The organism is Georgenia sp. G2120 (genome assembly GCF_055326485.1).
In genome coordinates this window covers 232,794-259,481 of record NZ_JBUZNL010000003.1, presented here as the reverse complement: position 1 = coordinate 259,481, position 26,688 = coordinate 232,794, and the positions used below count along the sequence as shown (strand labels likewise).

At 72.8% G+C, this 26,688-nt stretch carries 24 protein-coding genes and 4 tRNA genes; 7 read left to right on the top strand and 21 right to left on the bottom strand.

What is annotated here, in order from left to right:
- Positions 1-100: 100 nt before the first annotated feature.
- The 9 genes from ACZLMO_RS05110 to ACZLMO_RS05070 all read right to left on the bottom strand — a co-directional run bounded on the left by ACZLMO_RS05110 (position 101) and on the right by ACZLMO_RS05070 (position 12,084).
- On the bottom strand, positions 101-3,997 hold the full coding sequence (locus ACZLMO_RS05110; RefSeq protein ID WP_463653083.1) for a DNA-directed RNA polymerase subunit beta': 3,897 nt from the start codon (positions 3,995-3,997) through the stop codon (positions 101-103).
- A gap of 57 nt (positions 3,998-4,054) precedes the next feature.
- Entirely contained in the window at positions 4,055-7,552 is a 3,498-nt protein-coding gene (gene rpoB / locus ACZLMO_RS05105) for a DNA-directed RNA polymerase subunit beta (protein WP_425713585.1), read from the bottom strand.
- Positions 7,553-7,995: 443 nt separating this feature from the next.
- Positions 7,996-8,391 (bottom strand): 50S ribosomal protein L7/L12, encoded by a 396-nt coding sequence (gene rplL, locus ACZLMO_RS05100; RefSeq protein WP_425713586.1) that lies wholly within the window; start codon positions 8,389-8,391, stop codon positions 7,996-7,998.
- 63 nt (positions 8,392-8,454) lie between these two features.
- On the bottom strand, positions 8,455-8,979 hold the full coding sequence (gene rplJ, locus ACZLMO_RS05095) for a 50S ribosomal protein L10 (protein WP_425713587.1): 525 nt from the start codon (positions 8,977-8,979) through the stop codon (positions 8,455-8,457).
- A 390-nt stretch (positions 8,980-9,369) separates the two neighbouring features.
- Positions 9,370-10,086, bottom strand: coding sequence for a 50S ribosomal protein L1 (gene rplA / locus ACZLMO_RS05090; protein ID WP_425713588.1), 717 nt, complete (start codon positions 10,084-10,086; stop codon positions 9,370-9,372).
- A 92-nt stretch (positions 10,087-10,178) separates the two neighbouring features.
- Positions 10,179-10,610, bottom strand: coding sequence for a 50S ribosomal protein L11 (rplK, locus tag ACZLMO_RS05085; RefSeq protein ID WP_425713589.1), 432 nt, complete (start codon positions 10,608-10,610; stop codon positions 10,179-10,181).
- 54 nt (positions 10,611-10,664) lie between these two features.
- Positions 10,665-11,567: a transcription termination/antitermination protein NusG gene (gene nusG / locus ACZLMO_RS05080; protein WP_463653082.1), complete on the bottom strand. Its 903-nt coding sequence runs from the start codon at positions 11,565-11,567 to the stop codon at positions 10,665-10,667.
- 82 nt (positions 11,568-11,649) lie between these two features.
- Complete coding sequence (gene secE / locus ACZLMO_RS05075; RefSeq protein WP_425713591.1) at positions 11,650-11,901, bottom strand: preprotein translocase subunit SecE; 252 nt, start codon at positions 11,899-11,901, stop codon at positions 11,650-11,652.
- Between the two features lie 110 nt (positions 11,902-12,011).
- A tRNA-Trp gene (locus ACZLMO_RS05070) sits at positions 12,012-12,084 on the bottom strand.
- Positions 12,085-12,278: 194 nt separating this feature from the next.
- Here ACZLMO_RS05070 and ACZLMO_RS05065 point away from each other — a divergent pair.
- From ACZLMO_RS05065 to ACZLMO_RS05055, 3 genes are all read left to right on the top strand, one after another.
- Positions 12,279-13,490, top strand: a complete 1,212-nt coding sequence (locus tag ACZLMO_RS05065) for a pyridoxal phosphate-dependent aminotransferase (RefSeq protein WP_463653081.1) — start codon at positions 12,279-12,281, stop codon at positions 13,488-13,490.
- A 220-nt stretch (positions 13,491-13,710) separates the two neighbouring features.
- Complete coding sequence (locus ACZLMO_RS05060; protein WP_463653080.1) at positions 13,711-15,393, top strand: sensor histidine kinase; 1,683 nt, start codon at positions 13,711-13,713, stop codon at positions 15,391-15,393.
- Entirely contained in the window at positions 15,393-16,067 is a 675-nt protein-coding gene (locus ACZLMO_RS05055; protein ID WP_463653079.1) for a response regulator transcription factor, read from the top strand. The genes ACZLMO_RS05060 and ACZLMO_RS05055 overlap by 1 nt, the downstream gene beginning before the upstream one ends.
- A gap of 119 nt (positions 16,068-16,186) precedes the next feature.
- Here the strand turns inward: ACZLMO_RS05055 and ACZLMO_RS05050 are convergent, their stop codons facing one another.
- Complete coding sequence (locus ACZLMO_RS05050) at positions 16,187-16,585, bottom strand: hypothetical protein (RefSeq protein WP_425713595.1); 399 nt, start codon at positions 16,583-16,585, stop codon at positions 16,187-16,189.
- A gap of 158 nt (positions 16,586-16,743) precedes the next feature.
- Positions 16,744-18,039 (bottom strand): phosphotransferase family protein, encoded by a 1,296-nt coding sequence (locus tag ACZLMO_RS05045; protein ID WP_425713596.1) that lies wholly within the window; start codon positions 18,037-18,039, stop codon positions 16,744-16,746.
- Positions 18,040-18,138: 99 nt separating this feature from the next.
- Here ACZLMO_RS05045 and ACZLMO_RS05040 point away from each other — a divergent pair, with 99 nt between their 5' ends.
- From ACZLMO_RS05040 to ACZLMO_RS05030, 3 genes are all read left to right on the top strand, one after another.
- On the top strand, positions 18,139-19,161 hold the full coding sequence (locus ACZLMO_RS05040) for an adenosine deaminase (RefSeq protein ID WP_425713597.1): 1,023 nt from the start codon (positions 18,139-18,141) through the stop codon (positions 19,159-19,161).
- Positions 19,158-20,147 carry an alpha/beta fold hydrolase gene (locus tag ACZLMO_RS05035; protein ID WP_463653078.1) on the top strand — a complete coding sequence of 330 codons (990 nt, stop codon included), beginning with the start codon at positions 19,158-19,160 and terminating at the stop codon, positions 20,145-20,147. The genes ACZLMO_RS05040 and ACZLMO_RS05035 overlap by 4 nt, the downstream gene beginning before the upstream one ends.
- Before the next feature lie 250 nt (positions 20,148-20,397).
- Positions 20,398-20,940 carry an esterase/lipase family protein gene (locus ACZLMO_RS05030; RefSeq protein WP_463653077.1) on the top strand — a complete coding sequence of 181 codons (543 nt, stop codon included), beginning with the start codon at positions 20,398-20,400 and terminating at the stop codon, positions 20,938-20,940.
- A 20-nt stretch (positions 20,941-20,960) separates the two neighbouring features.
- On the opposite strand, the gene ACZLMO_RS05025 is transcribed toward ACZLMO_RS05030, so the two are convergent.
- The 9 genes from ACZLMO_RS05025 to ACZLMO_RS04985 all read right to left on the bottom strand — a co-directional run bounded on the left by ACZLMO_RS05025 (position 20,961) and on the right by ACZLMO_RS04985 (position 25,301).
- Positions 20,961-21,395: a phosphatase domain-containing protein gene (locus ACZLMO_RS05025; protein WP_463653076.1), complete on the bottom strand. Its 435-nt coding sequence runs from the start codon at positions 21,393-21,395 to the stop codon at positions 20,961-20,963.
- Between the two features lie 19 nt (positions 21,396-21,414).
- Complete coding sequence (locus ACZLMO_RS05020) at positions 21,415-22,560, bottom strand: hypothetical protein (protein ID WP_463653075.1); 1,146 nt, start codon at positions 22,558-22,560, stop codon at positions 21,415-21,417.
- Positions 22,561-22,576: 16 nt separating this feature from the next.
- Positions 22,577-23,692, bottom strand: a complete 1,116-nt coding sequence (locus tag ACZLMO_RS05015) for a UDP-N-acetylmuramate dehydrogenase (protein ID WP_463653074.1) — start codon at positions 23,690-23,692, stop codon at positions 22,577-22,579.
- Positions 23,689-24,117: a MaoC/PaaZ C-terminal domain-containing protein gene (locus ACZLMO_RS05010; protein WP_425713602.1), complete on the bottom strand. Its 429-nt coding sequence runs from the start codon at positions 24,115-24,117 to the stop codon at positions 23,689-23,691. The genes ACZLMO_RS05015 and ACZLMO_RS05010 overlap by 4 nt, the downstream gene beginning before the upstream one ends.
- Positions 24,114-24,587, bottom strand: a complete 474-nt coding sequence (locus ACZLMO_RS05005) for an FAS1-like dehydratase domain-containing protein (RefSeq protein ID WP_425713603.1) — start codon at positions 24,585-24,587, stop codon at positions 24,114-24,116. Before ACZLMO_RS05005 ends, ACZLMO_RS05010 begins: the two co-directional genes overlap by 4 nt.
- 43 nt (positions 24,588-24,630) lie before the next feature.
- Positions 24,631-24,801: a 50S ribosomal protein L33 gene (gene rpmG, locus ACZLMO_RS05000; protein ID WP_425713604.1), complete on the bottom strand. Its 171-nt coding sequence runs from the start codon at positions 24,799-24,801 to the stop codon at positions 24,631-24,633.
- Positions 24,802-24,857: 56 nt separating this feature from the next.
- Positions 24,858-24,931: transfer RNA gene (locus ACZLMO_RS04995), tRNA-Met, on the bottom strand.
- Positions 24,932-24,985: 54 nt separating this feature from the next.
- Positions 24,986-25,058 (bottom strand) — tRNA-Thr (locus tag ACZLMO_RS04990).
- A gap of 162 nt (positions 25,059-25,220) precedes the next feature.
- Positions 25,221-25,301: transfer RNA gene (locus ACZLMO_RS04985), tRNA-Tyr, on the bottom strand.
- Positions 25,302-25,429: 128 nt separating this feature from the next.
- Here ACZLMO_RS04985 and ACZLMO_RS04980 point away from each other — a divergent pair.
- Positions 25,430-25,927 carry a YajQ family cyclic di-GMP-binding protein gene (locus ACZLMO_RS04980; protein ID WP_463653073.1) on the top strand — a complete coding sequence of 166 codons (498 nt, stop codon included), beginning with the start codon at positions 25,430-25,432 and terminating at the stop codon, positions 25,925-25,927.
- A gap of 15 nt (positions 25,928-25,942) precedes the next feature.
- Here the strand turns inward: ACZLMO_RS04980 and ACZLMO_RS04975 are convergent, their stop codons facing one another.
- Positions 25,943-26,662, bottom strand: coding sequence for an SDR family NAD(P)-dependent oxidoreductase (locus ACZLMO_RS04975; RefSeq protein WP_463653072.1), 720 nt, complete (start codon positions 26,660-26,662; stop codon positions 25,943-25,945).
- Positions 26,663-26,688: the final 26 nt, after the last annotated feature.

The following is a 26,688-nucleotide window of genomic DNA, read 5'->3' as shown; positions in this document are numbered from 1 at the left end:
CTCCAGTTTCGGCGGGGTGGACACCGCCCCAACAGCCCTCCCGTGTGGGCCCGGCGCCGGGTGGCAGGGGGCGCGGGAGAGCGTCGCTCCCCCGCGGTCCTCAGCGGAACTCGGGGTAGGTCTCGCCGCCGTAGGCGGAGAAGTCGATCTCGTCGAGCAGGACGGGCTCGCCCGCACGGCTCCCGACGAAGTCGAGCTCGGAGTACCCCAGCTCGGTGAAGGCCATCTGGCGCGCCTCCTCCGTGGGCTCCACGACCACGTCGTGGTAGCGCGGCAGGCCCGTCCCCGCGGGGATGAGCTTACCGAGGATGACGTTCTCCTTGAGGCCCAGCAGCGGGTCGCGCCGACCGCTCATGGCCGCCTCGGTCAGCACCTTGGTCGTCTCCTGGAAGGAGGCCGCCGAGAGCCACGAGTCGGTGGCGAGCGACGCCTTGGTGATGCCCATGAGCTCGGGCCGGCCGGCGGCCGGCTTCCCGCCCTCGGACACCACGCGACGGTTCTCGTCGTTGAACGCGGCCCGGTCGATGAGCTCGCCCGGCAGGAGCCGGGTCTCGCCCGAGTCGAGCACGGTCACGCGACGCAGCATCTGCCGCACGATGACCTCGATGTGCTTGTCGTGGATGTCCACGCCCTGCGAGCGGTAGACCTCCTGGACCTGCGCGACGAGGTGCTCCTGGGTCCGCCTGGGACCGAGGATGCGCAGCACGGCCTTGGGGTCGACGGCGCCGAACACGATCTGGTCGCCGACGGCGATGTGCTGGCCGTCCTCGACGAGCAGGCGCGACCGCTTGGAGACCGGGTAGACCACGTCCTCCTGGCCGTCGTCGCGGGTCACCCGGATCGAGCGGCCCTTGTCCGTGTCCTCGATCGTCACCCGACCGGCGGCCTCGGAGATCGGGGCCTCGCCCTTGGGCGTACGGGCCTCGAAGAGCTCCTGGACACGGGGCAGACCCTGGGTGATGTCGTCGGCCGAGGCCGCACCACCGGTGTGGAAGGTCCGCATGGTCAGCTGCGTGCCGGGCTCGCCGATCGACTGGGCGGCGATGATGCCCACGGCCTCGCCGATGTCGACGAGCTTGCCGGTGGCCAGCGAACGGCCGTAGCACTTCTGGCAGGTGCCGACGCGGGACTCGCACGTGAGCACCGACCGGACCTTGACCTCGGTGACGCCGGCCTCGACCAGCTGGCCGATGAGCACGTCGCCGACGTCGTCGCCCGCGCTCGCGAGGACGGTGCCGTCCTCCGCGGTGACGTCCGCGGCGAGCGACCGCGCGTAGGCCGAGGTCTCGACGGTCTCGTCGAGGACGAGGCCCTCGCCGGAGGCGGACGGCACGCCGATCGTCACGGGGAGGCCGCCGCGGGTGCCGCAGTCGGCCTCGCGGACGATGACGTCCTGCGACACGTCGACGAGCCGACGCGTGAGGTAGCCGGAGTCCGCGGTCCGCAGGGCGGTGTCCGCGAGACCCTTGCGGGCGCCGTGCGTGGCGATGAAGTACTCGAGGACCGACAGGCCCTCGCGGTAGTTCGACTTGATCGGGCGCGGGATGATCTCGCCCTTCGGGTCGGCCACGAGGCCACGCATGCCGGCGATCTGGCGCACCTGCATCCAGTTGCCTCGCGCGCCGGAGGACACCATGCGGAACACGGTGTTGTCCTTCGGGAAGTTCGCGCGCATCGCGTCCGCGACCGCGTCGGTCGCGTCGCCCCAGATGTCGATGAGCTCCTGGCGGCGCTCGTCGTCGGTGATCAGACCCATGTCGTACTGGTCCTGGATCGCCTCGGCCTTCGCCTCGTGATCCTCGAGGATCCCCGCCTTGGCCTCGGGGGCGACGACGTCGGAGATCGCGATGGTCACGCCCGAGCGGGACGCCCAGCGGAAGCCGGCCTCCTTGAGCGCGTCGAGGCTCGCCGCGACGTCGACCTTGGGGTAGCGCTCCGCCAGGTCGTTGACGAGGCGGCCGAGCCGCTTCTTGTCCACGACCTCGTCGATGAACGGGTAGTCCACCGGCAGCAGCTCGTTGAAGAGCGTGCGGCCGAGCGTCGTGCGCAGCACGACGGGCTCGCCCGCCGCCGCGGCCTCGGCCTGCTCGTGCCCCTCGGGCAGGACGAGGTCCGTGAAGCGGATCGACACCTGGGCGCCGAGCTCGAGCTCACCGTTGTCCATCGCGAGGATCGCCTCGGCCACCGAGGAGAAGTACCGGCCCGCGCCCGTGCCCTCGTCGAGCTCGGTCGTCAGGTGGAACAGGCCGATGATCATGTCCTGGCTGGGCATGGTCACCGGGCGGCCGTCGCTCGGCTTGAGGATGTTGTTGCTCGACAGCATGAGGATGCGGGCCTCGGCCTGCGACTCCGCCGACAGCGGCAGGTGGACCGCCATCTGGTCACCGTCGAAGTCGGCGTTGAACGCGCCGCAGACGAGCGGGTGGAGCTGGATGGCCTTGCCCTCGACGAGCTGCGGCTCGAACGCCTGGATGCCGAGCCGGTGCAGCGTGGGCGCGCGGTTGAGCAGCACGGGGTGCTCGCGGATGACCTCGTCGAGGACGTCCCACACCTGCGTGCGCTGGCGCTCGACCATGCGCTTGGCGGCCTTGATGTTCTGGGCGTGGTTGAGCTCGACCAGACGCTTCATGACGAACGGCTTGAACAGCTCGAGCGCCATCTGCTTGGGCAGGCCGCACTGGTGGAGCTTGAGGGTCGGGCCCACGACGATGACGCTTCGGCCCGAGTAGTCCACGCGCTTGCCGAGCAGGTTCTGACGGAACCGGCCCTGCTTCCCCTTGAGCATGTCCGAGATCGACTTGAGCGCCCGGTTGCCGGGGCCCGTGACCGGGCGGCCGCGACGACCGTTGTCGAAGAGCGCGTCCACCGACTCCTGGAGCATGCGCTTCTCGTTGTTGACGATGATCTCCGGCGCACCGAGGTCGAGCAGCCGCTTGAGGCGGTTGTTCCGGTTGATGACGCGGCGGTAGAGGTCGTTGAGGTCCGAGGTCGCGAACCGGCCACCGTCGAGCTGGACCATCGGCCGCAGGTCCGGCGGGATGACCGGGACGCAGTCGAGGACCATGCCGAGCGGCGAGTTGCCGGTCGTGAGGAACGCGTTGACGACCTTGAGGCGCTTGAGGGCGCGGGTCTTGCGCTGACCGGTGCCGCCGGCGATGGTCTCGCGCAGCGACTCGGCCTCGGCCTCGAGGTCGAACGTCTCCAGGCGCTTCTGGATCGCCGTGGCGCCCATCGAGCCCTTGAAGTAGATGCCGAAGCGGGCGTTCATCTCGCGGTAGAGCGACTCGTCGCCCTCGAGGTCACCGACCTTGAGCGACTTGAAGCGGTCCCAGACCTTCTCCAGGCGCTCGATCTCGCCGTCGCCCTTGCGCCGGATCTGGTTCGCCTCGCGCTCGGCGGACTTGCGGACCTTGTCCCGCGCGGAGGACTCGGTGCCCGCGGCCTCGAGCTCGGCGAGGTCGGCCTCGAGCCTCTGCAGGCGCTGCTCGACCGCGAGGTCCCGGGCCTTGGTCAGCTCGGACTTCTCGAGGTCGACCTCGTTCTGCAGGGTCGTCTGGTCCTCGTGACGACCGTCCTCGTCGACCTCCGTGATCATGTACGCCGCGAAGTAGATGACCTTCTCGAGGTCCTTCGGGGCGAGGTCGAGGAGGTAGCCGAGGCGCGACGGGACGCCCTTGAAGTACCAGATGTGCGTGACGGGGGCCGCCAGCTCGATGTGGCCCATCCGCTCGCGGCGGACCTTGGAGCGGGTGACCTCGACGCCGCAGCGCTCGCAGATGATGCCCTTGTAGCGCACCCGCTTGTACTTGCCGCAGTTGCACTCCCAGTCCCGGGTGGGACCGAAGATCTTCTCGCAGAACAGGCCGTCCTTCTCCGGCTTGAGCGTGCGGTAGTTGATCGTCTCCGGCTTCTTGACCTCGCCGTGCGACCACTCGCGCACATCGCCGGCGGTGGCCAGGGAGATGTGGAGCTGGTCAAACAGATTGACGTCGAGCAACGTGTCCTACTTCCTTCAGTTCAGGTAGCGCTCGTGCGGATGCCGCTGCGCGGCGGGTCAGAGCTCGTCGACGCTCGAGGCGTCGGGGCGGCGGGAGAGGTCGATGCCGAGCTCCTCGGCCGCGCGGTACACCTCGTCGTCGGAGTCCTTGAGGTCGATGAGCGAGCCGGACGAGTCCAGCGCCTCGACGTTCAGGCACAGCGAGCGCATCTCCTGGATGAGCACGCGGAAGGACTCCGGGATGCCCGGCTCGGGGATGTTCTCGCCCTTGACGATGGCCTCGTAGACCTTGACGCGTCCTGTGACGTCGTCCGACTTGATCGTCAGCAGCTCCTGCAGGGCGTGCGCGGCACCGTACGCCTCGAGCGCCCACACCTCCATCTCGCCGAACCGCTGGCCACCGAACTGGGCCTTACCGCCCAGGGGCTGCTGCGTGATCATCGAGTAGGGGCCCGTCGAGCGCGCGTGGATCTTGTCGTCGACCAGGTGGTGCAGCTTGAGGATGTACATGTAGCCGACCGAGATGGGCTCGGGGAACGGCTCGCCGGAGCGCCCGTCGAACAGGCGCGCCTTCCCGTTCGGGGCGACGACGCGCTCGCCGTCCCGGTTGGGCAGCGTGTGCGCGAGCAGCCCCTGCAGCTCCTCCTGCTGGAGCCCGTCGAACACCGGGGTCGCCACGGTCGAGCCGGGCTCGGCACGGTGCACGTGCTCGGGCAGGCTCTTCGTCCACTCCTCCGCGGCCTTGACCGCCTCGGAGATGTCCCAGCCGTTCGCGGCCGCCCAGCCCAGGTGCAGCTCGAGGACCTGGCCGACGTTCATGCGGCCGGGGACACCGAGGGGGTTGAGGATGACGTCGACCGGCGTGCCGTCCGGCAGGAAGGGCATGTCCTCGACGGGGAGGATCTTCGAGATGACGCCCTTGTTGCCGTGGCGGCCGGCGAGCTTGTCGCCGTCCGTGATCTTGCGGCGCTGCGCGATGTAGACGCGCACCTGCTGCTTGACGCCCGGGGGCAGCTCGTCGTCGTCCTCCGTGAACTCGCGGACGCCGATGACGATGCCCGACTCGCCGTGGGGCACCTTGAGCGAGGTGTCACGCACCTCGCGCGCCTTCTCGCCGAAGATCGCGCGGAGGAGGCGCTCCTCCGACGTCAGCTCGGTCTCACCCTTGGGCGTGACCTTGCCGACGAGGACGTCGCCGGCGCTGACCTCGGCGCCGATGCGGATGATGCCGCGCTCGTCGAGGTCCGCGAGGATCTCCTCGGAGACGTTGGGGAGGTCACGGGTGATCTCCTCGGCGCCGAGCTTCGTCTCCCGGGCGTCGACCTCGTGCTCCTCGATGTGGATCGAGGTGAGCATGTCGTCCGTGACGACACGCTGCGACATGATGATCGCGTCCTCGTAGTTGTAGCCCTCCCACGACATGAACGCGACGAGGAGGTTGCGCCCGAGGGCCAGCTCGCCGTCGTCGGTCGACGGGCCGTCCGCGAGGACGGAGCCGATCTCGACCCGCTCCCCCTCGTTCACCAGGACACGCTGGTTGTAGGAGTTGCCCTGGTTCGACCGGTTGAACTTCATGATCCGGTGCGTGAAGCTCGAGCCGTCGTCGGCGAGGACGACCACCGAGTCGGCGGAGACCTCGGTGACGACGCCCGCGACCTGCGAGGTGACGACGTCGCCCGCGTCGACCGCGGCCCGACGCTCCATGCCGGTGCCCACCAGCGGCGCCTCGGCGCGGATGAGCGGGACCGCCTGACGCTGCATGTTGGCGCCCATGAGCGCGCGGTTGGCGTCGTCGTGCTCGAGGAACGGGATCATCGCCGTGCCGACGGAGACCATCTGCCGCGCGGACACGTCCATGAACGCGATCTCCGCGGGCTCGACGAGCGCCGGCTCGCCGCCCGGGGTGCGGCACAGGACGCGCTCCTCGACGAACGTGCCGTCCTCGTTCAGCGGGGCCGACGCCTGGGCGATCGTGTGCCGGTCCTCGTCGTCCGCCGTGACGTACTCGATCTCGCCGGTGACGCGACCGTCCTTGACCTGGCGGTACGGGGTCTCGACGAACCCGAAGGGGTTGATGCGCGCGAAGGTCGCGAGCGAGCCGATGAGGCCGATGTTCGGGCCCTCAGGGGTCTCGATCGGGCACATGCGGCCGTAGTGCGAGGGGTGGACGTCACGGACCTCCATGCCGGCGCGGTCGCGCGACAGGCCGCCGGGGCCCAGCGCCGAGAGCCGGCGCTTGTGGGTGAGGCCCGACAGGGGGTTGTTCTGGTCCATGAACTGCGACAGCTGGCTGGTGCCGAAGAACTCCTTGATGGAGGCGACGACCGGCCGGATGTTGATGAGCGTCTGCGGCGTGATGGCCTCGACGTCCTGCGTGGTCATCCGCTCGCGCACGACGCGCTCCATCCGCGACAGGCCGGTGCGGACCTGGTTCTGGATGAGCTCGCCGACGGCGCGGATACGACGGTTGCCGAAGTGGTCGATGTCGTCCGTCTCGACGCGGACGTCGACCTTCTCGCCCTCGCGGGTGCCCGGCAGCGTCTCGACACCCTTGTGCAGGGCGAGGATGAACCGGATCGTCGACACGATGTCCTGCACGCGCAGGAGGGACTCCCCCGGCGGGGTCGTCATGCCGAGCTTCTTGTTGATCTTGTACCGGCCGACCTTCGCGAGGTCGTAGCGCTTGTGCGCGAAGTAGTACGAGTCGAGCAGGTTGCGGCCGGCCTCGACCGTGGGCGGCTCGCCCGGACGGATCTTGCGGTAGATGTCGAGGAGCGCCTCGTCCTGGGTCTTGACCGTGTCCTTCTCGAGCGACTCGAGCAGGACCGGATAGTCCTCGAAGTGGCCGCGGATCTCGGACTCGGTGAGGCCGAGCGCGCGCAGGAAGACCGTGACCGACTGCTTGCGCTTGCGGTCGATGCGCACGCCGATGGCGTCACGCTTGTCGATCTCGAACTCGAGCCAGGCACCGCGGGACGGGATGACCTTCGCCGTGAAGATGTCCTTGTCCGACGTCTTGTCCGGGGTGCGCTCGAAGTAGACGCCCGGCGAGCGGACGAGCTGGCTGACGACGACGCGCTCGGTGCCGTTGATGATGAACGTGCCGCGGTCGGTCATGAGCGGGAAGTCGCCCATGAAGACCGTCTGCGACTTGATCTCGCCGGTCGTGTTGTTCATGAACTCCGCCGTGACGAAGAGCGGAGCGGCGTAGGTGAGGTCCTTCTCCTTGCACTCCTCGGCGGTGTACTTCGCGGGCTCGAAGCGGTGGTCGCGGAACGACAGCGACATGGACTCCGAGAAGTCCTCGATGGGCGAGATCTCCTCGAAGATCTCCTCCAGGCCCGAGATGGTGTGGGTCGACCCGTCGGGGTTCGCCTCGAGCCGGGCGCTCCAGGCGTCGTTGCCCAGGAGCCAGTCGAAGCTCTCGGTCTGCAGGCCGAGCAGGTCTGGCGCCTGCATCGGCTCGTAGATCTTGGCGAACGACAGCCTGGGCGACGCGAGGCGCTTCGCGACGAGGTCGGCGGACGGGGCGGCAGAGGTGCGCGAGGCAGCCAAAGGGGGTCCTTCCCTGCGGAGAGGTGTGCACGCGGCGCGCGTCGACTTCCGTGTCATGCCTCCGGAGTGACGCGCCTGGTGGCGCGGCTCGGGGTGACCAGGGCACATCGGTGCTCGGATGGGTGGAGGCAGGGCAGGCGTCGGCTAACGCAAGTGTCCACCTTACACACGGCTCCGCGTCCCGTCCAGACGCGCGCACCCGAGGGTGCCCGTGATCCCGCACTCACCGACGTGAGCCCGTGAGACCCGTCGGGCGTCCTTGCCCGGCCGGACCGGCCACCCGTGGGCGACCGCGACCAGTGTAGGGCACGCGTGCACGCGTCGCGCCAGACCTGCGGCCCGAGCGCCCGGCGTGTCCCGACGCAGGATCGGCTCGAGGCCGGGACCCGTACGGGTCCCGGCCTCGGGCCGGTGGATCGGGGCGCCCCCTCAGGGGGCGACGATCACTTGATGGTGACGGTGGCGCCGGCCGACTCGACCTGCTCCTTGGCCTTCTCGGCGGCCTCCTTGTCGACACCCTCGAGGATGGCCTTGGGGGCGGCGTCGACCAGGTCCTTGGCCTCCTTGAGGCCCAGCGACGTGAGCGCGCGCACCTCCTTGATGACCGCAACCTTCTTGTCGCCGACGGACTCGAGGACGACGTCGAACGAGTCCTGCTCGGCGGCGGCGTCCGCGCCGGCGTCGCCGCCGGCAGCGGCGGGGGCGGCACCCGCGACGGCGACCGGCGCGGCCGCGACGACGTCGAAGGTCTCCTCGAACTGCTTGACGAACTCCGAGAGCTCGATGAGCGTGAGCTCCTTGAACGCCTCGATGAGCTCGTCGGTGGTGAGCTTGGCCATGGTGGCTTTCCTTCCGTTTCGGTCCTGCTACGCGAGCAGAGGTGGGGTGTACTGCCGGGGCTCTCAGGCCTCGGCTGCTGCCTGCTTCTCGCGCAGGGCGTCGATGGTGCGGGCGGCCTGGGTGGCCGGCGCGGTGAACATGTAGGCCGCCTGGAACAGCGCGGCCTTGAAGGCACCCGCCGCCTTGCCCAGGAGGACCTCGCGGGACTCGAGGCTCGCGAGCGTGGTGACGTCGTCCGCGGACAGCTGGTTGCCGTCGAGGACACCGCCCTTGATGACGAGCTGCTCGTTGTCCTTGGCGAAGTCGCGCAGCGCCTTCGCGGTCTCCGAGACCTCGCCGTGGACGAACGTGATCGCCGTCGGGCCCGTGAGGGACTCACGGTCGATCTCGACGCCGGCCTGCTTCGCGGCGATCGCCGCGAGGGTGTTCTTCGCGACGACGTAGCGTGCCGAGCCCGCGAGCGAGCGGCGCAGCTCCTTGAGCTGGGCGACCGACATGCCGCGGTACTCGGTGAGCAGCACCGCCTGAGCCTCGCGGAAGCCCTGCTCGAGCTCGGCGATGGCCTCGGTCTTGTCCGGCCTTGCCATGAGCCCTCCTTCCGATATGGGACCGTCGGGTGTCCGCACATGGAAAGAGCCCCGCGCGCAGACGGCACGGGGCTCGGGGGCATCACGGGGATGCGTCGGCTTCGTAGCTCGCCTGCGCCGGCTCCACCTGGGTGGACTTCGATCCGGGGCAGGTGCCCCGCATGACCGACGGTCTGTGGCGTCGTCCATGGTAGCGGCAGGCGGGGGCCGGCGGACCCCCCACCCGGCGTGGGCCTGCTCACCTCCCGGCCCGCAGGCGGCCGGGTGGGCGGGCGGCCGGCGGTCGTGCGGTGCCGCCCGCCCCGGGGCACGCTGCGCCGCGTGCTCCTGACGACGCCGCGGGCCCGGCCCCCACGAGGGGACCGGGCCCGCGAAGCGGTCGGCGTGACGTCAGGAGGCGTCCTCGGAGGTGAGGTTGCGCGTCTTGGTGGCGTCGAGCGGGATGCCCGGGCCCATCGTCGTGCTCATCGTGGCCTTGGTGATGTAGCGGCCCTTCGAGCTGCCCGGCTTGAGGCGGAGGACCTCCTCCTGGGCGGCGGCGTAGTTCTCGACCAGCTTGGTCTCGTCGAAGGACGCCTTGCCGATGACGAAGTGCAGGTTCGCGTGCTTGTCGACGCGGAACTCGATCCGGCCGCCCTTGATGTCGTTGACGGCCTTGGCCACGTCCATCGTCACCGTGCCGGTCTTCGGGTTCGGCATGAGGCCACGGGGACCGAGCACGCGGCCGAGGCGGCCGACCTTGCCCATGAGGTCCGGGGTGGCGATCGCCGAGTCGAAGTCGGTGTACCCGCCGGCGACCTTCTCGATGAGCTCGTCGCCGCCGACCTCGTCGGCCCCGGCATCGATGGCCTGCTGCGCACGGTCGCCGACGGCGAAGACCAGGACCCGGGCGGTCTTGCCGGTTCCGTGCGGGAGGTTGACGGTGCCGCGGACCATCTGGTCCGCCTTGCGGGGGTCGACGCCGAGGCGGAAGACGACCTCGACGGTCTGGTCGAAGCCGGTGCTCGCACCCTCCTTGGCCAGGCGCACGGCCTGGAGCGGGGCGTAGAGCTCGCCGTCGTGGATCTTCTCGGCTGCCTTGCGGTAGTTCTTGCTGCGCGTGGTCATGCTGCTTCTCCTGTGCTGGTACGTGAGCAGTCGTGGTCGGTCGGGCCCACGCCGGGCCCTGCCACTACGCCGCGGTCGCGGCGTCTGCGGGGTCAGCCGTCGACGGTGATCCCCATGGAGCGGGCCGTGCCCGCGATGATCTTCTCGGCGGCCTCGATGTCGTTCGCGTTGAGGTCCTCCGCCTTGGTGCGGGCGATCTCCTGGACCTGCTCGCGGGAGATCGACGCGACCTTGTCGGTGTGCGGGGTCGAGGACCCCTTCTGCACGCCGGCGGCCTTCTTGATGAGCTCCGCGGCGGGCGGCGTCTTCGTGATGAACGTGAACGAGCGGTCCTCGTACACGGTGATCTCGACGGGCACGACGTTGCCGCGCTGCGACTCGGTCGCGGCGTTGTACGCCTTGCAGAACTCCATGATGTTGACGCCGTGCTGACCCAGGGCGGGTCCGATCGGCGGCGCGGGGGTGGCTGCTCCGGCCTGGATCTGGAGCTTGATGTAGCCGGAGATCTTCTTCTTGGGAGGCATTCGGGTCCTTCGGTGTGTGGTTCCACGCCCGCGGCGGCGACCGCGGGCCGTCCCCTAGGCCTTGGTGACCTGGGAGAACGAGAGCTCGACCGGGGTCTCCCGGCCGAAGATGCTGACGAGCACCTGCAGCTTCCGGCTCTCCACGTGGATCTCGGAGATGGTGGCCGGCAGGGTCTCGAACGGACCGTCGGTGACGGTGACCGTCTCGCCGATCTCGTAGTCGACGAGGACGGGGACGGCCTCGCCCTGGGGCGTGGCGGTCTCGCCGGGGGTCTCGACGGCGCCCGCGGCGGGCTGCGCGAAGGAGACGTTGAGCATGGAGATCGCCTCGTCGAGGGTGAGCGGCATCGGGTCGTGCGCGTTGCCCACGAAACCGGTGACGCCCGGCGTGTGACGGACGACGCCCCACGACTCGTCGGTCAGCTCCATGCGGACCAGCGTGTAGCCGGGGATCCGCACGCGGTTGACCATCTTGCGCTGGCCGTTCTTGATCTCGGCCACGTCCTCGGTCGGCACCTCGACCTGGAAGATGTGGTCCTCCATGTTCTGGGTCGTGATGCGGTGCTCGAGGTTGGCCTTCACGCGCTTCTCGAAGCCCGCGTAGGTGTGCACGACGTACCAGTCGCCCGGGAGCATCCGCATCTCGAGGCGGTACGCGGCCTCGGGGTCGGCCTCAGGGGCGTCGGCCTCGGCGGCGTCGACGTCGGTCGCGTCGCTCGCCTCGGCGGCGTCGGCCTCAGGGGCGTCGGCCTCGACGTCCGGGTCGCTCGCCCCGGGGGCGTCCGTCCCGGCGTCGTCGGGCTCGCCCTGCTCGTCGGCGGGGGTCGCCTCCTGGTCGACGGCGGTGTCCGCCTCGGCGCCCGGGTCGGCGCCGTCAGGGGTCGACCCGGCAGCCTCGGCGGTGACGCCGAGGTCGTCGGTCGACGTGCTGTCGTCGCCCTGGAAGTCCACAGACACGAGGGAACATCCTCCTTGGATGTGTCGGTCGCGCGACCGGTCGGTCACGCGAGATTCACGGCCCGGGGGCCCGGCGATCGGCTCAGCCGAACGTCCACAGCGCGAGCTGGCCGAACACGAGGTCCAGCACGCCGACGATCGCCATCATCACGAGGACGAAGAGCACGACGACGAAGAAGTACGTGATGAGCTCGCGACGGGTGGGGCGCACCACCTTGCGCAGCTCGGCGAAGACCTGCCGGATGAAGCGCGCGATGCGGGCGAACAGCCCCCTGCGGGGCTCGACCTCCGACTTGCGCCCGGAGCCGCCCTCGGCGGCCGTCGTCTCGCTCACGTCTACCTGTCCCTCGCCTGTCGCCGGTGGCCCGCTCCCGGCAGGGTGCGGGCACGCCCACCATCGGTGGGTCGGGCCCGACGGCTGTGATCGTCCTGCGCCGTCAGGTGCAGGGCAGGAGGGACTCGAACCCTCAACCGCCGGTTTTGGAGACCGGTGCGCTGCCAATTGCGCCACTGCCCTTCGGCGGAGACTGCAGCCGTGCGGGCACGGGTGAGTCTGCGGTTCGTCACCGCCGATGGACCATAGTACGCACCGCGAGGGGTGGGGTCGACCGAGGTGCGGAAGGTCACGCGTCACACCGTGCACGACCGGACCGGTCCCGGGACGTGGGCCGGCACGAGACGCGGCGCACGCCTCGTGCCACGATGGTCGTCGTGACCGAGACAGCCGAGACCCGTCCCCGCATCTCCGCCCGACTCGCCGGCATCGCCGAGTCCGCGACGCTCGCCGTCGACGCCAAGGCCAAGGCGCTCAAGGCCGCCGGCCGGCCCGTCATCGGCCTGGGCGCCGGCGAACCCGACTTCCCGACGCCGAGCTACATCGTCGACGCGGCCGTCGCCGCCGCCCAGGACCCGGTCAACCACCGCTACTCCCCCGCCGGCGGCCTGCCCGTCCTCAAGGAGGCGATCGCGGCCAAGACGCTGCGCGACTCCGGCTACGAGATCTCGCCCGGCAGCGTCCTCGTGACGAACGGCGGCAAGCAGGCCGTCTTCCAGGCGTTCGCGTCGATCGTCGACCCGGGCGACGAGGTGCTCCTTCCCTCGCCGTACTGGACCACGTACCCCGAGGCCATCACCCTCGCCGGGGGCGTCCCGGTCCCGGTGTTCGCCGGGGCCGAGCGCGGCTACAAGGTGGACGTCGACCTCCTCGAGGCCGCGCGGTCGAACCGCACGAAGGTCCTCGTCCTGTGCTCGCCGTCGAACCCGACGGGTGCCGTCTACACGCCGGAGGAGACCGAGCGGATCGGCCGCTGGGCGCTCGAGCACGGCATCTGGGTGGTTACCGACGAGATCTACGAGCACCTCGTCTACGGCGACGCCGAGTTCACACCCGTCCTGCGCGTGGTCCCCGAGCTGGCCGACACCACCATCGTCCTCAACGGTGTCGCCAAGACCTACGCGATGACCGGCTGGCGGGTGGGCTGGCTCGTGGGCCCCACCGACGTGGTCAAGGCCGCGACGAACTTCCAGTCGCACCTCACCTCCAACGTCGCGAACGTGAGCCAGCGCGCCGCGCTCGCCGCCGTCTCGGGCGACCTGTCCGCGGTCGCGGACATGCGCACCGCGTTCGACCGTCGCCGTCGGCTCGTCGTGGACCTCCTGCGCGGGATCGACGGGGTCGAGGTGCCCGAGCCGAAGGGCGCGTTCTACGCCTACCCGTCGGTCGAGGGCCTTCTCGGCCGGACCTTCCGCGGTCGGACGCCGCAGACGTCTGCCGAGCTCGCCGCGCTCGTCCTCGAGGAGGTCGAGGTCGCGGTCGTGCCCGGCGAGGCGTTCGGTCCCTCGGGCTTCCTGCGCCTGAGCTACGCCACGTCCGACGAGAACCTCACCGAGGCCGTGGGCCGCATGGCCGAGCTGCTCGGCTGACCCCACGCCCCGCAGCACCCGACGGGCCCGGCGCACGGGCGCCGGGCCCGTCGTCGTCCCGGCCCGCACGCGGAGCCCGCCGCACGGCCGGCCGGTGCCGCCGGCCGCGGAGCCCGCCCGTCATGTGAGCGCCCCCTCCCGACTCTCATCTCCGCCTCATGCGGGTCGCGGACACTACCGTGGGGCGGGCCGCGCCGGGCGGCCCCGAAGGAGGCGCGACGTGAGTGGACGCGAGGGCGGCACCCGCCCGCGGTTCGTCGCCGCGTCGCGCGACACCGTCGCCCGTGACGCCGCCTCGCGTGCCGCGGTCGCCTCCGCCCCCACGCCCGACGACGCCACGACCACGACGCCGGACGGATCGTCCGCGCTTCCCCCGGCCCACCGACCCTGGTACCGCCGCAGCACGGTGCGCGCGACGATCATCCGCACGGTGCTCATGCTCACCGGGCTCACGCTCCTGCTCGTGGGGAGCACCGCGGTCTGGCTCGAGCGTGGCCGCGTCCTGGACTCGGTCGACGCCACCCTCACGCGCACCACGCAGGAGATGGCCGGCCTGCTGAGCGACGGACAGAGCGTCGACGCCGAGGACGGGATCTCCGGGGCGATCTGGACCGCGATGTCCTCGGAGGTCCCCGCCGACAACGAGGGCGCGATGGGCTTCGTCGGGACGGACGCGCGCTGGTGGCAGCCCGGCGGGCTCGACATGGGTGCCGACACCGAGCTCATCGCGGAGCTCACCGAGGCGGTCGAGCGGGGTGAGGGCACGATCAGCTCGGTGACGACGTCGATGTCGACCTACCGCTACGCGCTGCTCCCGGTCACCGTCGACGACGGCTCGGACCCGTCGGGCGCCCCGACGTCGGGCGCCGTGGTCATCGCGTTCGACATGGACGCCGAGCTCGCACCGGTGTGGGCGTCCGCGCGCACCTACCTCGTGGTGTCCGTGGTCTCGATGCTCGTCGTCGGCCTCGTCGCCTGGGTCGTCTCGGGCCGTCTCCTCGCCCCGCTGCGCGAGCTGCGATCCACGGCCGAGCGGATCACGGAGACCGACCTGTCCGGTCGCATCGAGGTCCACGGCTCGGACGACGTGGCCGACCTCGCCCGCACGGTCAACGCGATGCTCGCCCGCCTCGAGGCGTCGTTCCACTCCCAGCGCCGCCTCCTCGACGACGCCGGTCACGAGCTCCGGACTCCCATCACCATCGTCCGCGGCCACCTCGAGCTGATGGATCCCACGGACGCCGACGACGCACGGCAGACCCGCGAGCTGACGATCTCCGAGCTCGACCGGATGCACCGGCTCGCGGACGACCTCGTCATGCTGGCCAGGGCGGACGGTCCGGCGTTCGTCCAGCCGGGGCCGACGGACCTCGGGCCCCTCCTCGACAACGCGCTCGACCAGGTCCGCCAGCTCGGCGACCGGCGGTTCGTCGTCGACGCCCGGCTCGAGGCGAAGGCCGTCGTCGACGGTCAGCGCCTGACCCAGGCCCTCATCCAGCTCGCCGCGAACGCCGTGAAGTTCTCGGAGGACGGCTCGACGGTCGCGCTCGGGAGCGCCGCCGAGGCGGGACGGCTGCACCTGTGGGTCCGCGACGAGGGCCGCGGCATCGCGCGGGAGGACCAGCGGCGGATATTCGAGCGGTTCGAGCGGACGAACCGGCCCGGCGAGGCGCGCACGGAGGGCAGCGGCCTCGGCCTGGCGATCGTCTCGGCGATCGCCGAGGCGCACGGCGGTCGGGTCGACGTCGACTCCACGCCCGGTCGCGGCTCGATCTTCCTCCTCGACCTGCCGGCGCGGTCGCTCGCGCTGGACCACGACGTCCCGCTGGACGCACCCGACGGCGACGGACCCGGCGAGCTGCCGGCGGACGCGTCGGACGACGAGAAGATCAGGAGCAGGTAGTGGCACAGATCCTCATCATCGAGGACGAGGTCGGCATCGCCTCGTTCGTCACCAAGGGCCTGACGGCGGCCGGGCACCAGCCCACCGCCGTCACCACGGGCAAGGAGGGCCTCGACCACGCACGCACGAGCGGGTACGACCTCGTGGTCCTCGACGTCGGGCTGCCGGACATCGACGGCTTCCAGGTCCTGCAGACGCTGCGCGGCGAGGGGCACACGCTGCCGGTCATCATGCTGACGGCGCGGTCCTCGGTCGACGACACGGTGACCGGGCTCGATTCCGGGGCCGACGACTACATGCCCAAGCCGTTCCGGTTCGAGGAGCTGCTCGCCCGCGTGCGGCTCAGGCTGCGCTCCGCCCAGCAGACGAGCTCCGGCGCCGACCCCACCCAGCTCCAGGTCGCCGACCTCTCGCTCGACGTGCGCACGCGTCAGGCGACCGTGGCGGGGCGGACCGTCGATCTCTCGGCGCGCGAGTTCTCCCTGCTGGAGACCTTCATGCTGCACCCCGGGCAGGTGCTCTCTCGCGAGCAGATCCTCTCGCGCGTGTGGGGCTACGACTTCGACCCCGGCTCCAACGTCGTCGACGTGTACGTGCGCTACCTGCGCAAGAAGATCGGCGCCGAGCGGATCCAGACGGTCCCGCGCATGGGCTACCGGCTCGTCACCGGCTGACCGGGATCGCGCTCACCCGCACTCTCGACGGGAACGGGCCACGCTCACCCGCGCTCTCGACCGGGACGGGAGTCGACGGAGCGGGTCAGTCGCCGGAGCGGGTCAGTCGACGGAGCGGGTCAGTCGCCGGAGTCGGCGCTCTCGGCGGACACCGGGGAGGCCGGCGAGTCGGGGCTCTCGACCGGCGCCGGGCGGGGCGCCGGCACGGGCGCCGGAGCCGGCGCGGGGGCCGGAGCCGGGGCGGGAGCGGGGGCAGGCGCCGGAGCGGGCTCGGGCGAGGCGGCGGTGACGGCGCTGCGCTCGGGCGGCACGGTCGTCGCCTCGTCGGTCGTGGGCTCCTCCGTGGTGGGCTCCTCGGTGGTCGGCTCCTCCGTCGTCGGCGACTCGGCCTCGTCGGTCCCGCCCGAGGGCGAGACACGCGCCGGGGGGATGGTCACGGAGTCCACCGTCTCGTCGTCGGGGTCGGCGCTGGCGAGCACCGTGCCACCGGCGACGGCGATCGCCGACAACGTGCCCACCGCGATCCACGAGCCCCTCGAACGCATCCTCCGCCGCCTCCCGGTCAGGTCGTCCTCACGCCGGCGCCGCGCCGACGGGTCCATCGTCGTCGGAGGCCGTGAGTCCACGACCAGCGCGAGATGAGAGGACTCTCATCCGTGCAGCCCCGGAGCCCCGGTCAGCCGACCGGCGGCGGCACGACGAACGGGCCGGTCACGCGCCCGGCGGTGAAGTCCCGGGCCCGGGCGAGCCACGCCTCCGCGGTGACGAGTCGCCCCTCGGCGTCGGCCCGCCACCGGCCGTCCGCCCGCTTCGCCCCCGCCACGAGCGAGAGCGTGACGCCGGCGGCGCGCGTGCACACCTGGACCGGGTCGACCATCTGCTCGCACAGCTGCGTCCACCGGGCGAGGACGTGCGGCACCGCCGGGTACCGGTCCGGGGCGAGGTGGACGAGGACCGAGACGTGCCCGAGGAGGCAGGCGAGGTCGTCGCTGCGGTGCCCCGGGCCGAGCGAGTCGACGTCGAGGAGGCTGGAGACCGCGGTGATCCCCTCGCGCGGGTCCATGAGGACGTTCGCCTCGTAGAAGTCCCCGTGCACGGGGACGACGGGCTGGGGCGGCCCCGAGTGCAGCAGCTGGTCGATCCCGGCGGCGAGCGCCCGCGTGCGCCCCTCCGCCTCGGGGACCACGGTGGCGGCGGCGTGCGCGTAGTGGCTCGCCCGCTCCGCCCAGGCCGAGCGGCGGGCGAGCTGCAGGGCCGCCGGCGGCAGCTGGTCGAGCGTGCGGACGAGGGCATGGAGGACGGCGTCGGTCTCGTGCCCCGGTCCCCGGTGGAGCACGCGGGCGAGTGACTCGCCCTGGCCCTCGGCGAGGACCGCGAGCCCGGCGGGCTCCTCCGCGACGACGGCAGGCGCCGGTACGCCGGCGGAGGTGAGCATGCGGTGCCGGCCCACGAGGTCGCCGAGCGAGACCGGGCGGACGACCTTGACGTAGTGGACGCGGCCGGACGCACCCGTCGCGCGCAGGACCGCGCGGCGCGTGGGACGGTACGCCACGAGCTCGAGCGTGACCTGCTCGCCGAGTCGCTGCGACATCTTCGTCGAGTCGCACGCGGTCGCGAGGGCGGGCAGCTCGGGGTCCGCCGGGTGCCGCCACAGATGGACCACCGGACCCCGGCCGTCCGGCGGCTCGAGCCGGACGAGGCCCGGACCGGCGGCCCGGGTCAGCCGCGCCGTGGTGGCGCACAGGTACTCCTCGGTGCGCTTGCGCGAGCCGTCGGACGCGGTGCGCTCGACCGTGGCGGTGTACCCCACCGTGACGCCCGCGCCCGGGCGGTGGTGGACGGTGTGGACGGCCCACTCCACGAGGCGGCCGTCGTCCGGGACGAGGGCGGACGTGAGGACGTCGCCGGCGTCGGGCCCCGTCAGCAGGGCGACGTCGGCCGGCTCCCTCATCGCCGCCGCCGAGATGCTCATGACGCAAATGAGATCACACGCCGGCGCCCGACGCGCCATCGGGCCCCGCGGAGCCCTCCCCTCGGCGTCGACGGGCCCGCGTCCTGGCATGATGTCCCGATGCGCGACCTGGGCCTGCTCCCCAAGGCGCACCTCCACCTCCACTTCACGGGCTCGATGCGCGTGTCCACGCTGCTCGAGCTCGCCGAGGCCGAGGGGGTCCGCCTGCCCGCGAACCTCACGGACGACGTGGCCCTGCGGGTCCCCGCCGACAAGCGCGGCTGGTTCCGGTTCCAGCGGGCCTACGACGCCGCGCGCGCGGTCGTGCGCTCCGAGGCCGCCATGCGCCGGATCGTCGCCGAGGCCGCCGCCGACGACGCCGCCGAGGGCTCCCGCCGGCTCGAGATCCAGGTCGACCCCACGAGCTACGCGCCGTTCGTCGGCGGGATCACCCCGGCGCTCGAGATCGTGCTCGACGAGGCCGCCGCCGCGTCTCGCGCCTCCGGCGTCCAGGTCGCCGTCGTCGTGGCGGCGTCCCGAACCCGGCACCCGCTCGACGCGCGCACCCTCGCCCGGCTGGCGGCACGCCACGCCGGGGACGGGGCCGGCCAGGTCGTCGGCTTCGGGCTGAGCAACGACGAGCGCCGCGGGACCACGTCGGACTGGGCGGCGGCCTTCCGGATCGCCCGTCAGGCCGGGCTCGCCGCGATGCCGCACGGCGGGGAGCTCCTCGGCCCGGACCACGTGGCCGACGTCGTCACCCACCTGCGCCCCGACCGGCTCGGGCACGGTGTCCGCCTCGCCGAGGCCCCCGACCTCCTCGCCCGGGTGGTCGACGCCGGGATCGCCCTCGAGGTGTGCCCGGCCTCCAACGTCTCCCTCGGCGTGTACCCCACCCTCGCGGACGTCCCCCTGCGCACGCTGATCGACTCGGGAGCGACCGTCGCGCTCGGCGCCGACGACCCGCTGCTGTTCCTCTCCCGCCTCGCAGACCAGTACACGGCCGCGCGCGAGGTCCACGGGCTGTCCGACGCCGAGATCGCGACCCTTGCGAAGGGGTCGCTCACCGCCTCGCGGGCCGACCGGCGGGACGTCGCCCGGTGGGCGGCCGAGGTGGACGCCTGGCTCGCGGACGACGCATGAGCGGCGGACGCCTGCGGTGGTGGCGACGGCTCACGGTCGCCGCGGCGGACCTCGTCTCCCCGCCCGCCGGGCAGCAGGTGCGCCTGCGGCCGGGGTCCCGGCGCACGGTCGCCAGGCTCTCGCGCACGGTGACCTCGATGCGCCTGCTCGACGGCGCGTTCGTCCGCGTCCACCGTGTGGGCACACCAGGGGCCGGCGCGGAGCGGCACAACCCCGACGTCCCCGGGGACGGCCGGGTGACGTTCGTGCTCCTCCACGGGGTCGGGCTCTCGTCCGTCTACCTGCTGCCGCTCGCGGAGGACCTCGCGGTCCACGGGGAGGTCCTCCTCGTCGACCTGCCCGGGTTCGGCGACGTCCCGCCGCCTGCCCGCACGCTCGGCATCGACGGGCTCGCGGAGGTCGTCGACGACGTGCTCGTGGCCACCGGCGTCCACGACCCGGTGCTCGTCGGGCACTCGATGGGCGCCCAGGTGGCGGTCGAGCTGATGGCGCGCCGTCCCGAGGCCTACCACCGCACGGTGCTCGTCGCGCCGCCGGTCAACGCCGCCGAGCGCCACCCCCTCACCCAGCTGTGGCGCTACCTCCAGTCGGCCGTCCACGAGACGCACCGCCTCCGGCTGCTCGCCACCCGCTCCTACCTCACCGCGACGACCCGGTGGGTGGCCGACATCCTGCCCGAGGTGATGGGCTACCGGATCGAGGAGCGCCTGGCGCTCGCCTCGGCGGAGGCGACCGTGTCGATCCTCCACGGCGAGCACGACCGGCTCGTCCCGCCGGACTGGGCGACGGACCTCGCGGGCCGGGTGACCCGGTGCGAGGTCGAGCTCGTGCCCGGCGCCGCGCACTCGGTCGTCGTCGAGGACCATCCCGCGGTGGTGCGCGCCGCGCTCGCGCACCTCGCCGTCGACGAGCGGAGCGGACCGGGCTCGGCGGTCCCCCCGGGTTCCGCGTCCGACGACGGCCGGAGCCTGACGGACGAGTCGTGAGCACGGCCTCCCCCGGTCCTGCCGGCCCCGCGGGTCCCGCCGCCTCCGCCCGGCGCGCCGCGCGCCGCGGTGCCGAGCTCCTCACCCGCCCCTCGCCCACGGGCTCGACTACGCGTGGGTCGCGGCGACGGCGGCGCGCTCGGCCGGCGGACTCCTGCGCCGGGACCGCTGGCGTCCCGGCACCTCCGCCGGCACCGACACCGCCGCCGCGCCGGTCCTTCTGCTCCCCGGCGTGTACGAGTCGTGGCACATGCTCGCCCGCGTCGGCCGGGCGATCGTCGATGCGGGCCATCCGGTCGGCGTCGTCCCCGACCTCGGCCTCAACGGGCGTCCGGTGGCCGACGGGGCGCGGCGCACCGCCGACCACCTCGCGCGGCTCGGCCTGCGCGGGGTCGTCCTCGTCGCCCACTCCAAGGGCGGGCTGGTCGGCAAGGCGACGATGCTCGGGCCCGAGGGGCACCGGGTGGCGGGCCTCGTGGCGGTCGCGACGCCGTGGCGCGGCTCGGTGTGGGCGCGAGCCTTCCCGCCGCGATCGGCGGTGGGCGCCCTCAGCCCGCGTGGGCCGGACCTCGTCCGGCTGGCGGGGCGGACCGACGTGGACTCCCGCATCGTCTCGCTCGCGCCCGCGTGGGACCCGCACATCCCGGGCGGCTCGTTCCTGCCGGGCGCGCGCAACGTGCGGCTGCGCGAGCGCGGACACTTCCGCCCGCTCGGCTCACCCGCGGTGCACGCCCTGGTGGTGGCGCACGTCCGCCTGCTCGCGGCGGACGCTCAGGGCGGGCAGGACAGGTAGGACCAGGTGAGCCTCCTGAGTCACCCGAGCCGCCACGCGACCTCCATGACCCACTCCCGCTGGCGCCTCGTCTCGACCGCCCGCCGGCGGTAGTGCCCGCGCACCCGGCCTGCCGCCCGATCGGGCGGCAGGCCGCTGAGGACCGCGAGGACGGCGAGCGCCGTGCCGGTCCGCCCCGTCCCGCCGCCGCACGCGACCTCGACCCGTTCGGTCGCCACCCGCGCGTGCGCCTCGCGCAGCGCGTCGAGCGCGTCGTCGGTCGAGGCGGGCAGGCCGAAGTCGCGCCAGCGCACCCAGCGGTGGGGCCACCCGACGTCCCGCGGCGCGCGCCCGAGGAGATGGACGGCCAGGTCGGGCGGCTCGACGCCGCCGCGCGGGCGACGGACCCCGGTCCCGCGCACGCGCCGCCCGTCGGGGAGCTCGACAACGCCGGGGACGTCGCCCCAGGCTGTCACGCGTCCGCGCTCGGGGCAGTCACGCGGTGTCGCGCCAGATGCCGCCGGTCCGCTCGACGGCCCGGGCGAGCGCCGGGCGCGCGTCCGGGGCGAGGTCGAAGGCGTTGACGACGACCTCGAGCGGCCCCCGCGCGAGCGGCGCCAGCTCCTCCAGCGCCCACAGCAGCGACTCGACGACCAGGGCGTGCGGGTTGCCGAACACGCCCCCGCCGACGAGCGTGAGGACGACCCGCTCCCGGCCGGTGGCGAGCGCCCCGAGCAGCGTCCCCAGGTAGGCGGCGCGCAGCAGCTGCCGCATGACGTCGAGGTGGGCGCCGGTGGTCGCCCCGTCCCCGTAGCCGCCGTGCGCGAGCGCCGCGGTGAGCACCTGCGCGATCCGGGGACGCCCGTCGACCCGCCCGTGCCACCCGGCGCCGAGCACCACCTCGACGTCGTCCTGCACGCCGACCCGGATGTCCTCGAAGCGCTCGGCGAGCGCCTCGGCGGCCGCGGGGAGGTCGGCGAGGTACTGAGCGCTGAGGTACCCGGACCGCACGGCGCCGAGGTGCGCAGGCAGCGCGTCGGTCAGGAGGTCGACCTGGCGTCCCGTCCCCTGCTCGAACGTGCCGCCGGCGCCGTCGGGCGCCGCGTAGTGCCGCAGCAGCGTGCCGGGGAAGGCGCCGATCGAGGCCCGCGGTCCCTGCGTCGGGTCGGAGAGGTAGTCCGCCACCGGCACGAGGGACGGGCCGGGCGACTCGAGGCAGTTGAACTGGGAGGCGACCTGGAACAGCGTCCGGCGGGGTGCGAACGCCTGGAGCGCGCCGATGTCGGCCAGCGCGCCGCCGCCGTGGAGCACGGACAGCACCGCCGACGGGCCGCGCGCACCGGACCGGGCGGACGCGTCGGCGTCGACCGAGTCGACGGCACGCCGCCGCAGCTCCCCGACCGTCGGCGTGGAGAACCGGCCGGCTCGGTACGTCCGCTCCCCCACCACGAGGTCGTAGCCGCCCGCCGGGTCGGCGACGAGCGCGCCGCCGGCCCGCACCGCCGCCTCCGCGGCACCCACGAGCGCCCGCGCCCGTCCCGGGGTCGCGTCTCCCCGCCGGCTCGCGGCCACGAGCCGCTCCGCCTCGAGGCGGTCCGCGTCGCTCCCGGTGAGGGCGACGTCGAGGAGGTCGCGGTCCATCAGCGCAGGACGCCCGTCACAGCTCGACGCCGAGGAGCACCGGCTCCGGGACGAGCTCGACCCCGAAGGCCGCCGCCACGCCGTCCCGCACCTCGCGGGCGAGCGCCACGAGGTCGGCGGCACGTGCCCCGCCCCGGTTCGTCAGGGCGAGCGAGTGCTTGGTCGAGATCGCCGCGGGACCGGGCATGGCGTGCCCCTTGTGGAACCCGGCGTGGTCGATGAGCCAGGCCGCCGAGGACTTCACCCAGGTCTCGCCCGACCCGTCCGGCGCGGGCGCGTCGAACCGGGGGGCGTCGTCCGGCAGGTCCGCAGCCTGCGCGGGCGGGAGGATCGGGTTGGTGAAGAACGAGCCGGCGGACCACGTGTCGTGGTCGGCGTCGTCGAGCACCATGCCCTTGCCCCGGCGCAGCTCGAGGACGGCCTCGCGGGCCTCGCTCGAGCGCACGCGGGCACCGACCTCGACGTCGAGCCGCCGGGCGAGCTCCGGGTAGCGGATCGGCGCGGACATGATCGTCGGGGGCGTCTGGAAGGCGACGTCGAGGACGACCCACCGCCCCGTCGGTCCCCACGTGCGGCCGCCGCCGGCGTCGGCGTCGCTCAGCGAGCGCTTGAGGACCGACGTGCGGTAGCCGAGGCCGAGCTCCGTGAGCGCGAGCGTGCGCGGGCGGCCCGCGAGGCGGTCCCACACCCGGACGTGGCTGAGCACGCCGGCGACCTCCTGCCCGTAGGCCCCGACGTTCTGCACGGGGGTCGCTCCCGTCGAGCCGGGGATCCCGGAGAGGGCCTCGAAGCCGGAGGCCCCCTCGGCGACGGCGCGGGCGACCACGTCGTCCCACACGGCGCCGGCCGGGGCGGTGAACTGCCCGCCGCCGCAGCCCTCGACGCTGTCGACCTCGAGCTCGCGCCGCATGTCCCGCACGACGACGCCGTCGAACCCCTCGTCGGCCGCGAGCAGGTTGGAGCCGCCGCCGAGGACGAGGACGGGCGTGCCGGCGTCGTCGGCGGCCCGGACGGCGTCGACGATCTCGTCCGCGCTGTCGACCTCGACGAGCTCGCCGACCGGCCCGCCGACGCGCAGCGTGGTGAGGTCGGCGAGCGTGGGGGCCGCGGTGCGTGCTCCCACGGCGCTCACAGCGCCCTCGCGAGGTCGACCGTCACCCGGGCGCGGGTGAGGACGGCGACGCCCTCGTGCCGGACGTCGACGTCGACCCGGACCGTGGTCCCCTCGACCTGGCCGGCCACACCGACGACCTCGAGGCTGGTGCCCTCGCCGGCGGGGACGACGACGGGGCGGGCGAACCGGGTCTGGACGTCGAGGACGGCCGCCGGGCCGCCCGCCCACGTCTCGACGAGGGCCGCGGCGATGCCGAGCGTGGCCATGCCGTGCGCGATGACGCCGGGCAGGTCGACCGACGCCGCGACGGCGTCGTCGTGGTGGATGGGGTTGAAGTCGCCCGACGCGCCGGCGTACCGGACGAGGGACGTGCGCGTGACGGGCACCGTCTCGCGCAGGAGCTCCTCGCCCACCTCGGGGACGGGGCGCGGCGCGGCGGTCATGCGTCCCCCCTGACGGCGAGCGTGGAGGTGACGGTGGCGACCGGGTCGCCCGTGCCCTCCTCCGCGATGTCCGCGCGGGTGGTGACGAGCGTGAGGGCGCCGCGGGCGAGGATCCGCTCGACGACGACGGTGGTGCGCAGCCGGTCGCCGTCGACGATGGGCCGGTGGTGCGAGAGCCGCTCGTCGGCGTGGACGACGCGGGAGAAGTCGATGCCCGACTCCGGCGAGGCGACGTACGCCTGCTCGGCGCGCTGCGCGAGGATCACGGCGAAGGTGGGCGGGGCGACCACGCCGGGGTAGCCGGCGGCCCGTGCCGCCTCCGCGTCGGTGTGGAGGGGGTGGGTCGCGCCGGTGGCCACCGCCATCTCGGCGATCTTCGCGGCGGAGACGACGTACGTCTCGGTGGGGGCATAGGTGCGCCCCGCGAGCGTCGTGTCGACGCCGGCGGGGCGCGGTGGAGTCTCGGTCATCGGCCCAGGCTAGCCGCGGGCGACGACGGCGTGCTCCGAGTGGTCAGCGGGTCTCGCGGTGACCGGTCTTCGCGTTGCAGCGGGGGCAGAACTTCTGCAGCTCGAGGCGGTCCGGGGTGTTCCGCTTGTTCTTCTTGGTGATGTAGTTCCGGCCCTTGCACGTCTCGCAGGCCAGGGTGATCTTCGGGCGGATGTCCGCCGACTTGGTGGCCATGATGTCCTCGTTCCTGTCGCTGAGCCCATCACCGCCGATGTGCGGTGCGGGCGCGGTAGCGGGAGGGGGGCTCGAACCCCCGACCTCACGATTATGAGTCGTGCGCTCTGACCAGCTGAGCTACCCCGCCACGCGTCCACGAGTGCGTCCACGCGTGGGCGCAGGCGGTGATGCTCGTGAACCGAGCCCCGAAAGGGAATCGAACCCTTGACCTTCTCCTTACCATGGAGACGCTCTGCCGACTGAGCTATCGGGGCGTGCCTCGGTCAGCTCACCGAGGCAGCGCGGACGAGCCTACAACGCGGCGACGGGGCCGGGCCAACCACAGAGGCCTCCTCCCGCGGTGAGTGTGCTCACAGGGCCCTGCCCACCCCCGGAACGACGAGGGCCGGACCCGCGCTGCGGGTCCGGCCTCTCGGTGGCGAGTGCAGGATTCGAACCTGCGAAGCTTGCGCGGCTGATTTACAGTCAGCTCCCTTTGGCCGCTCGGGCAACTCGCCTCGGCACCCTCGCGGGTGCGGATGGCACGATATCAACATCCGGGCGCCGGTCCGAAGCCGTCAGGGCGAGTCCTGCGTCACCCATCCGTCCCGTCCGCGACGGGACCCGTTCCTCATCGGAGGCTCACATGGCCGACTCCTCGTTCGACATCGTGTCCAAGGTCGACCGCCAGGAGGTCGACAACGCGGTCAACCAGGCCGCGAAGGAGATCGGGCAGCGCTACGACTTCCGGAACGTCGGCGCGTCGGTCGACCTCAAGGGGGACGTCGTGGCGATGGCGGCGAACACGGCCGAGCGGGTGCTCGCGGTCCTCGACGTGCTCGAGACGAAGCTCGTCCGCCGCGGCGTCTCGCTCAAGGCGCTCGACCTCGGGGAGAAGGAGCCCGTCCAGTCGGGCAAGGAGTTCCGCCTCGCCGGCCCGCTCAAGGAGGGCCTCGACCAGGACGTGGCGAAGAAGATCACCAAGCTGATCCGCGACGAGGGGCCCAAGGGCGTCAAGGCGAACATCACCGGTGACGAGATCCGCGTGAGCAGCAAGTCCCGCGACGACCTCCAGGCCGTCATCGCCCTGCTCAAGCGGGCCGAGGACATCGACGCGGCGCTCCAGTTCGTCAACTACCGCTGACGCGGGAGCGGCGTCTCAGGCGGTCGCGCCGAGCAGTCCCTCGAGGGCGTCGACCGTCGGGGCCGCGATCGTCTCGTCGCGCAGTCCGGGCGTGGCGACCACGTGCGCGACGGCCTCGCCCGCCTGGTCGGCCGTCAGCCATTCCTTCTTCCCCTGCGGGCGGGAGCGGCTGACGATCGGTCCGAGGACGAGGGAGACGGCGCGCGGCGAGCCGGCCGCCTCGGCGCTGACGACCTGGCGGAGCATGAGCTGGGCCGCGCCCGCCATGCTCACCGGGCCGGCCGTCGCGACGGCCTCGACCGAGGCCGTCCCGGTGATGAACGTGTACGAGCCGTCGGCGGGCAGGGCGCGGACGAAGGCCCGGGCGAGCGCGACGTGCGTAGTGACGGTGCTGAGGAAGTCCCGGCGCCAGGTCTCCTCGGTCAGCTCCCAGACGTGCTCCCCCTGGTGCCAGCCACCGATCGCCGCGACGGCGTCGGTGAGCCCGTGGTCCGCGAGGCGGTCGGCGAGCGCCGCGGCGTCGTCGAACGACTCGTGGGGGTGGTCGACGAGCTCGAGCCGCGCGGCCCGCTCCGCCCCGAGCAGCTCGCGCAGCTCGGCCAGCCTGCCCGGGCGGGCGCTGGGGACGACCACGCGCGCCCCGGACGTCAGGAGTGCGCGGACGATCCCCTCGCCGACGTTGCCGGTGCCACCGGCGACGAGGACGGTGCGGGCGGACAGGTCGTGCGCGCTCATGGCTGCTCCCGGTGCGCCGGGACGGC

Coding starts and splice junctions, on each gene's coding strand:
- rplL (WP_425713586.1), bottom strand. CDS start 8,391: ATGGCCAAGCTCACCACCGACGAGCTCATCGAGGCGTTCAAGGAGCTC.
- rplJ (WP_425713587.1), bottom strand. CDS start 8,979: ATGGCAAGGCCGGACAAGACCGAGGCCATCGCCGAGCTCGAGCAGGGC.
- rplA (WP_425713588.1), bottom strand. CDS start 10,086: ATGACCACGCGCAGCAAGAACTACCGCAAGGCAGCCGAGAAGATCCAC.
- rplK (WP_425713589.1), bottom strand. CDS start 10,610: ATGCCTCCCAAGAAGAAGATCTCCGGCTACATCAAGCTCCAGATCCAG.
- ACZLMO_RS05045 (WP_425713596.1), bottom strand. CDS start 18,039: ATGAGCATCTCGGCGGCGGCGATGAGGGAGCCGGCCGACGTCGCCCTG.
- ACZLMO_RS05040 (WP_425713597.1), top strand. CDS start 18,139: ATGCGCGACCTGGGCCTGCTCCCCAAGGCGCACCTCCACCTCCACTTC.
- ACZLMO_RS05035 (WP_463653078.1), top strand. CDS start 19,158: ATGAGCGGCGGACGCCTGCGGTGGTGGCGACGGCTCACGGTCGCCGCG.
- ACZLMO_RS05030 (WP_463653077.1), top strand. CDS start 20,398: ATGCTCGCCCGCGTCGGCCGGGCGATCGTCGATGCGGGCCATCCGGTC.
- ACZLMO_RS05020 (WP_463653075.1), bottom strand. CDS start 22,560: ATGGACCGCGACCTCCTCGACGTCGCCCTCACCGGGAGCGACGCGGAC.
- ACZLMO_RS05010 (WP_425713602.1), bottom strand. CDS start 24,117: ATGACCGCCGCGCCGCGCCCCGTCCCCGAGGTGGGCGAGGAGCTCCTG.
- ACZLMO_RS05005 (WP_425713603.1), bottom strand. CDS start 24,587: ATGACCGAGACTCCACCGCGCCCCGCCGGCGTCGACACGACGCTCGCG.
- rpmG (WP_425713604.1), bottom strand. CDS start 24,801: ATGGCCACCAAGTCGGCGGACATCCGCCCGAAGATCACCCTGGCCTGC.
- ACZLMO_RS04980 (WP_463653073.1), top strand. CDS start 25,430: ATGGCCGACTCCTCGTTCGACATCGTGTCCAAGGTCGACCGCCAGGAG.
- ACZLMO_RS04975 (WP_463653072.1), bottom strand. CDS start 26,662: ATGAGCGCGCACGACCTGTCCGCCCGCACCGTCCTCGTCGCCGGTGGC.